Source organism: uncultured Veillonella sp. (assembly GCF_915069625.1).
Classification (GTDB): domain Bacteria; phylum Bacillota; class Negativicutes; order Veillonellales; family Veillonellaceae; genus Veillonella.
This window is the reverse complement of record NZ_CAJZFD010000109.1, coordinates 1-6746: the sequence shown is the minus strand read 5'-3', so window position 1 is coordinate 6746 and position 6746 is coordinate 1. Positions and strand designations below refer to the sequence as shown.

Genomic DNA, 6746 nt, shown 5'->3' with positions numbered 1-6746 from the left:
TCTGGAATTCTATCAATATTTCTACAGCATAACCCACATTTGTCACAAGAGAACATAACTAAACCTTCAAACAAAACTAAATAAGGTTAGATTCTTTTTTTATACTAACTAACTGATTAGTACTATCAGAATTATATCTGCCTTCATCATTTAAAATAGCTATATTTAAAATAGCTTTAATACTACGTGCCAATGCACCAGCTTTTCTAATAGTCTTTTTATCTTCATCTGAATATAGACTAAAATCTGTACCATTATAATTAATTATATCCGTCATTTCAGATACTAATGGTGCAAATATCGAATTCAAAGATATCAAAAATCTATTCATCATATCAGCACCACGTCTAATAGAAACACATTCTGTAACAGCTAAACTAATTTCAGAATCAAAAGCTTTTGCTTTTGCTAAGTTAGATCTAGCATCCTCAAGATTTGCATTAGCTTTAGATGATGCAACAACACCTAAAATCACTAAAGCCGGAGCTGCAACAAGCCCACCTAAGACGGCAGTTCCACCCGCAACACCAAGTCCACCAGCAGCTATTGATCCACCTCCAAAAAATGCTAAAGTGGCATTAGTTGCAGCCGCACCACTCAATGTAGCAATTGCAGTTCCTGTAGATGCAGATGCCAATACTCCCGCTGCACTATATGCACCAAATGCTGTAACAGCTCCTGACACTACTCCTCCAGCAGCTCCTTTAGCTAACGACGAAGCAATAATAGATAACTCTTTTAATTCTTCAATCTCTTTTTCATCAATTGTAATACTAAAATCTTTATCAATAGATTCATTATTTTCTACTTTTGTTAATTTTCCAAACTCATTAACAAAATCACGAATAGAGGAATTCAAAATTCTGACTTTACAATCCCCCAACATACTTAAGGACTCACCAGACTCAGTTTTTGCAAAAGACATTTTATTTTTAGCAAAATCAACAATACTTTGAGCATCTTCATTTATATCGTTAGCTTTACTCTGAGTACTAATCGCATCTATAGTTTTCCCTACACCAATAGTACCAGCAACAGCAGCACCAGCAATTAATAACAATGGAAATGGCATAATATTATCCTCCTATGCATTTATAGCAAATTCTTTTGCTGAATTAGATACCATATTTTGAATAAGATCTAATTGATTATCAATGATTTTTTCTTCTTCAAATAAACCTTGGCTGCTAGAGTATGTTTCTCTAACCCACTTTCTATACAACTCAATAGAATCTATGGTACGTGAGCAATCTAACAGCTCTTTATAAATCGACTCACTAATATTCCATGAATCACATAAGTATAAAATCATATGTTCTTCATATTCACTATAATCACAATCACTCTTTGCTAGCTCGATAAGATTCCATATAATTTCAATTAGACGACCTTTTGAATATTTTGAATCAATAGATTTAGAATCATCATAGTAACTTGCTAATTTTTCCGCAATTTCTTCATTTTCCAACTTAGTAAAACTAGATGCTCTACCTAATGAGTCACAATAATTAATAATGTTTTCATAGGAATCTCCCTTATCTAAACGAAAACAAATATTTTTAAAAAGCGTCATTTCATCATCAGTTAACTTATTATCTGAAAGCATAAATAAATAGTATAACGCAACTTCATAATCATTACCGGATAAATACATTTTTCCTCCCTATAATATAAAAACATCCTTCTCAATCATTTTTTTATTAAATTCCTCTTGTGTCTCACCAAGTGGATTGCCACCATATTGTTCAGTGATAGTATTACAACAATCTACAAACCATTCTGTATCACCAATATCTAATGCATCTAAAATACCAGAAAATGACTTATTAAAGGAATCAAGCTCTTCAGTTAAATACTTATTTACAATTTCTTCTAAATATTTCTTGTGATACTCCATTTTTTGAATATATTCAGCACAAGCTTTTTCAACCAATATTCGATTTTCTTTTGCTAATTTCTCTTCTTCTAGTGCATTCTTTAGCAAACTAAATGTAGCGGAGGATAATGCATACCCCATCATTCCGCCAACTATCCCTCCCACAACAGGAATTGGAATCAGTGCTTGCCCAATAACTGCATATAAAGAAGAAGAAATCATATTCATATTCTCCTGTCCTAACTCTTGCAAACACTGAACGCCATCTATTTCCCCCTTTAAATATCTATTTAACACTTTTCCACTTGCAAGAGTAGCGGAAACCATAACGCCAGGCAACCCCGTACTAGATATAGTTCTAATATACGCATTACTTGAATTTTGCATCACCCCTTTTATCGCAGCACCAGTATACGTTGAAATATAGCCAACTCCTCCCGAAACACCTGTATCTAATGCAACATGTTTTATAGCCTCTGACATGCTAATCTCGCCACGGCATACCGCTACGGTATTATTAATTATCGACATAATACCACCTATAGCAGCTCCATATTTCGCACCTTCTAAACCAGCTCTATGCGATAACTTATTTATGTCCTTAATTGTTGATAATTTAGGATTACGACGAGCCTCTATAGCTTCAGTAGAAGAAACTCGGCCTTTTTTCAATTTAGATTCTATTTTCTCTAATTTCTTAAGTTGTAATTCTTTTTTAGCTCTAGTTTCTTTACTAATTTTTTTACTTTCAAGTTGTCGTTTTATACTATTTTTTTGTTTTAATAATTCATCCTTAACAGGTTTATATTGATCTGATGGAATCTCTACCGGTACATCATTTTCCCAATACTTATCTCTTTTACTATTTTTTAAATAATCTACAACACGTTTTGCAGTATATTTTCCTGATGGATCTTTCTCGGCAGCACCAACAAATTTAAGTTGTGTTCCACTTCCTTCTACTATATTGCCATCACGATCTATAATTACCGTATCATAAAGAGGATCATTTACTCTTCCTATATCATCAGTACGAACCATGCGCTCTGTTCGTTTTTCAATAATTGCCTCTGCATTAGCACGTGCGACTGTTTTATCTTCGGCAGAAAATCCAGCTTGTTGGTGTTCATTCTTAAATTTGTACTTAGAATTAACTTTTGAACTTGCTGTTTTTTTTAATCCTTTTTTTAATACTTTAGAACGTTCATTATCAATCCCAGAATACGCAACTAAATGCTCTTTGTTTGCAGAACCAAATCTATCAACGGTTTCTACCATCCCACCAGAGATAGATGCATTTCTAAAGTTATCACGACAATCTTTCTTTTTCTTTGATTCCATAATCAACACCTTTATAAACTATGCACAAAGCTTCATTTAAAACTCATGAATATTTGATGAGTTAATTATAGTTTATGAATCCTTTTCAGTCAATAAAGATAAATATCATGGGGAATTTCCATCTCATATCTAATTAAATTAATTTTGAGAAAAAAAGACCTCTAAAGTATCTAAATTACTGCTAGATACCTCAGAGGTCTTAATCTCAATTTTATGTTACTCTGCCAACCCTTGTTCTCTACCGATAATATCAGCGATTTCTTGGCATAGGGATTGTAATGCTTCTTGGTCTGGACCTTCTGCCATTACGCGGATGAGTGGTTCTGTACCAGATGCACGTACAAGAACGCGGCCTTCATCACCGAGTTCGCCTTCAGCTGTTACAATAGCAGCTTTGATAAGATCATTGTCTTCCCAGCCTGTTTTTGTAGCAACGCGAACGTTTACTAATACTTGTGGGTATTTTGTCATAATGCTAGCCAGCTCAGAAAGCGGTTGATTTTTTTCTTTCATAAGAGCCGCTACTTGCACAGCTGTTAACATACCGTCACCAGTTGTATTGTGATCTAAGAAGATTACGTGACCAGATTGTTCCCCACCAACGGAGAGGTCATGTTCACGCATATATTCCAATACATAGCGGTCACCAACTGCAGTAGACACGGTTTTCATACCAAGTTCTTCTGCTGCTTTATGGAACCCAATATTACTCATAACAGTCCCAACTACTGTATCGCCTTTTAGCTTGCCTTCTTCTTTTAATTTAAGGGCACACAATAACATGATTTGGTCCCCATCGAGAACTTGACCTTTTTCATCTACTAATAAGCAACGGTCAGCATCACCATCGTTAGCAATACCAAGATCTGCATTGTGTTGTTGCACAGCCACTTGCAAGCCTTCAATATGTGTAGAGCCACAGTGATGGTTGATATTCAAACCATCTGGATTTACGTTGATGTTAATAACTTTAGCGCCAAGACCAGACAAGATTTCAGGGCCTACGCTAGAAGCAGCACCGTTCGCACCATCATATACGATAGTCAAACCTTCGAGGGATGTATCGATTGTGTGGCGAACAAAGTGAGCGTAGAAATGAGCCAAGTTGCTATTGTACTCAATTGTACCGATGCCATCACCTGTAGGACGTGCCAATTCATTGTCCGCACTTTGACGAACATATTTTTCTAATTCATCTTCTACTTCATCTGGCAATTTATAGCCATTGCCATCAAAGAATTTAATGCCATTATCTGGATATGGATTGTGAGATGCAGAAATAACAGCACCCGCATCAAAACCTTGTTGACGTACGAGGTACGCTACTGCTGGAGTTGGGATAACACCGGCAATGACAACATTGCCACCAACAGAGCAAATGCCTGCTGCTAACGCACTTTCAAGCATAGAACCAGAAATACGCGTATCGCGACCAATCAAGAATGTAGGATGATCTTTTTCCTTACCAAAATATGTAGCCGCAGCACGACCTAAATGATAGGCTAATTCAGGTGTTAAAAATTCATTAACAACACCACGTACACCATCTGTACCAAATAAACGAGCCATAATTATCCTCCTCTAGGGATTGTGAAAGTCACAAGTCCTCATATATTCACTGTTGTGTATTATATCACAATATATACACTACACATATAGATACTATACAGATATATTATTTTACAGTATCAATATGAACCTATACTGTAGTTTCTTTTACAATATATTCTGCTACTAACTAGTTAGGTTTTGCATATTTTGCCATACATAAGATAGCCGTTTCGGCTCCATCAAGGGCTGCACTCATAATGCCACCTGCATAGCCAGCGCCTTCACCCATAGGGTAGAATCCACCTACAGTCGGAGAAACGCGATCTTCATTACGTCCCATGCGCAGTGGTGCAGAGGTACGCGTTTCAACGCCCGTCATGCATGCTGCAGGATTATCAAATCCATGAATGCGTCGTCCCCAATATGGCAAAGCCCGTTCCAATACAGACGTTACGAATGGTGGCAAGCAATCATGTAAATCGCAATTTACTACACCTGGTTCATAGCTATAGGTGCTATCTTGTACGCTTGGTGCTTGTGAAAGCCCTAAAAATTGACCTACTGTTTGTGCTGGTGCATGGAAGTTAGAGCCACCTAATTCATAAGCTTTGCGCTCCCATTCACGTTGGAATGCTACACCATCCAGTGGATGATTACCAAAATCTTCTGGGCCTACGTTAACTACGATAGCACTGTTCGCAACACCGCTATCACGAGCATATAGGCTCATGCCATTCACAACAACGCCGCCATTTTCGGATGCAGAGGCCACAACTTGACCACCTGGGCACATACAGAAGCTATACGCAGTACGGCCTGTTTCTTTATCGTGATACACAAGGGAGTATTCTGCGGCACCAAGGCCCAAGCTGGAAGGTTCTACACCATATTGGGACTCGTCGATAACAGCTTGATCATGCTCTATACGAACACCAATAGCAAATGGTTTTGCTGTCATTTCTACATTGCGTTTATGTAGCATTTCATACGTATCACGTGCACTATGGCCTACACCAGAAAGCACAACCGTCGTATCGATTCGCTCGTTGCCATTAACTTCAACACCAACGATACGATCATTTTCAATGAACAAATCAGTTACTTTGGCGCCAAAGCGAACTTCACCGCCCCACTCAATGATGCGTTCACGCATAGCTTTTACCATGGTACGCAACTTATCTGTACCTACGTGAGGTTTATGTTTATATAAGATTTCTTCAGGTGCACCAAATTCAACAAAGTATTTAGAGATCTCGTGCAATCTAGGATGAGTAACGCGAGTTGTCAATTTACCATCTGAGAAGGTACCTGCACCGCCTTCGCCAAATTGTACATTCGATTCAGGCTTAAATACGCCCTCTTTCCAAAATGTTTCTACATCTTGACTACGAGTATCGACATCTTGACCTCGTTCAAGAACGATTGGACGGTACCCTTCACGAGCTAGGTAAAAAGCCGCTAACATACCTGCCGGCCCAAAGCCCATTACTACAGGACGATGTGCTAAAGGCACATTGCCATATACGATAGGTTCTGGATCCTCTGGAGTGAACACAGATACGTCCTTTTGTTTACCTAATTTTTTCATAATTTGAGCTTCTTTTTGAACCTCAACAAACAAAGTATATACAAATACAATATTAGGTTTTTTACGAGCATCTACAGCACGTCGCACAACGTGAATTGTTTCAATGGCTCCACGTAGCTGGGGATACTTCTTTTCTACAATCTCTTTAATATCCGACTTAACCGTCACGGCCACGCGGAGATTTATTATTCTAATCATATGTTACCTATTAAAGCTATCCTTTCAGAATAGACTACATCTATATTATTTGACCTAAATTCTTTATAACTGACCCATTAGAAATTGGTTATACATCTTTATTATACAACACTACTAAAAAAGCTAATATATGAATAATAAATCATAACCACCCGTAGAACGGGTGGTTTGCTCTGACCCTATAAGGGTCTT

General features: G+C 37.4%; 5 protein-coding genes. All 5 read right to left on the bottom strand.

All coding sequences use genetic code 11. The features are described from left to right. Window positions 1–76: 76 nt before the first annotated feature. Complete coding sequence (locus tag QZ548_RS06665; protein WP_295869210.1) at window positions 77–1072, bottom strand: hypothetical protein; 996 nt, start codon at window positions 1070–1072, stop codon at window positions 77–79. A 12-nt stretch (window positions 1073–1084) separates the two neighbouring features. Then, window positions 1085–1654, bottom strand: a complete 570-nt coding sequence (locus QZ548_RS06660; protein WP_295869209.1) for a TerB family tellurite resistance protein — start codon at window positions 1652–1654, stop codon at window positions 1085–1087. A gap of 9 nt (window positions 1655–1663) precedes the next feature. Then, entirely contained in the window at window positions 1664–3217 is a 1554-nt protein-coding gene (locus QZ548_RS06655; RefSeq protein WP_295869208.1) for a hypothetical protein, read from the bottom strand. 216 nt (window positions 3218–3433) lie between these two features. Further along, window positions 3434–4786 (bottom strand): phosphoglucosamine mutase, encoded by a 1353-nt coding sequence (gene glmM / locus QZ548_RS06650; RefSeq protein WP_295869207.1) that lies wholly within the window; start codon window positions 4784–4786, stop codon window positions 3434–3436. 169 nt (window positions 4787–4955) lie between these two features. Next, on the bottom strand, window positions 4956–6554 hold the full coding sequence (locus tag QZ548_RS06645; RefSeq protein ID WP_295869206.1) for an NAD(P)/FAD-dependent oxidoreductase: 1599 nt from the start codon (window positions 6552–6554) through the stop codon (window positions 4956–4958). Window positions 6555–6746: the final 192 nt, after the last annotated feature.

What these genes read in the sequence shown, in the direction of transcription:
- QZ548_RS06660 (WP_295869209.1), bottom strand. Translation starts at nt 1,654, where the DNA reads ATGTATTTATCCGGTAATGATTATGAAGTTGCGTTATACTATTTATTT.
- QZ548_RS06665 (WP_295869210.1), bottom strand. Translation starts at nt 1,072, where the DNA reads ATGCCATTTCCATTGTTATTAATTGCTGGTGCTGCTGTTGCTGGTACT.
- QZ548_RS06645 (WP_295869206.1), bottom strand. Translation starts at nt 6,554, where the DNA reads ATGATTAGAATAATAAATCTCCGCGTGGCCGTGACGGTTAAGTCGGAT.
- glmM (WP_295869207.1), bottom strand. Translation starts at nt 4,786, where the DNA reads ATGGCTCGTTTATTTGGTACAGATGGTGTACGTGGTGTTGTTAATGAA.
- QZ548_RS06655 (WP_295869208.1), bottom strand. Translation starts at nt 3,217, where the DNA reads ATGGAATCAAAGAAAAAGAAAGATTGTCGTGATAACTTTAGAAATGCA.